Source organism: Legionella qingyii, from assembly GCF_003184185.1.
In genome coordinates, this window is sequence record NZ_QHJG01000085.1 from 1 (window position 1) to 1,288 (window position 1,288).

A 1,288-nucleotide genomic window follows, 5' to 3' on the forward strand; every position below is an offset into this window, starting at 1 on the left:
GGCTCTTCCCCAAATCAGGGGGCACTAATCAAGAACACAAAACTTTAACCCTTAACCTATAATTTTCAAAATTTCTAAATCCATAAGCACGTCTTTGAATCAGCTTCATCTTCCTATGAAACCCCTCCGTTATGCCGTTGTTTTTAGTAAACCGCCACATTCTAACCACTTCTTCCCTCCATTGGTATAATGTTTTACCTAGAGTCTTTAGGTGAGTCAAAAGGACTTTCCTTCAGACTGGCAATGAGTTTAAGGAAGAGCGGTATTAAACGCATACACTGCTTTGCGGTGCGATGTTTTCGCATGAGCAATCGATGTAGTCGCTGTTTAAAGTAATATATTGCAGCAATGACAGGCTGTTGTTGCAAATAACGTTCTCGTCTATTGAATCGCTTTACAGTGAGATTATTGGGATTGGTTCTCAATGCGGCCAAGAGACCTCTCTGATATTTCATTTCAGGGTCAATCTGTTGATAAGTCTGCAAACAGAATTGATTCAATAAACGTATCACATGAAAGCGATCAGCAACAATCACGGCATTGGGAAAGTAACGCCTGATTAACTTGCGGTAACTGGAGCTTAAGTCAATACAGACTACCTGTACCTTATCTTTTCCTTCTAACGTGTTGAGATAACCTTCTAAATCCTTTTCTGAACGCCCCTCAACCACATCAAATATTTTATGTTTCGCTAAGTCACAAAAGGTCGTTGCATAACCCACTTTCCTGTTAAATGAATGCTCATCAAGGCCAAGAACTCTTGGGCAAGGACGGTTTAATATCTTTTTATGGCGAAGCTCATAACCATAATGATACCAGCGCTCTACAGTCGATTTACCCAGCTTTAAATCACGAGCCAAATCCTTTTGACTCATTCCTTTGCTATGATAGTGAAACACCTGTTTACGCAAACTCTCGCTCGCTCTTTGATATTTACCTATCCCAGGAAAACGTTGATTAAAATAGCGACCAACAAGCAGGACAATAATACTTATGAGCCTTGATACACAAGTAACTACGACGCAAGCCAATCGATTCATGGCGGATGCGCCTTATGAAACTGTCTTTTTTACGTAACTTCTTATTTCCACAATGAACACATCGAACAACACAACGATAAGTAACTTCGATAAAAACCGGGTTCTCACCACTTACCTTTTTAATAGAATATCCCGGTAAATTTAGGATACAATCTTTCTTGGGCATTTTAATCTTCCTTTTGACCGTCAAATCAATGGGTTAGTCTAGACTAACTTGATTAAAATGCCCCCTTTTTTGGGGTAGAGCC

At 39.8% G+C, this 1,288-nt stretch carries 1 pseudogene; it reads right to left on the reverse strand.

From position 1 onward, the window contains the following. Positions 1-28: 28 nt before the first annotated feature. Positions 29-1,206 (reverse strand): annotated as a pseudogene (locus tag DGG96_RS20575) (ISL3 family transposase). Positions 1,207-1,288: the final 82 nt, after the last annotated feature.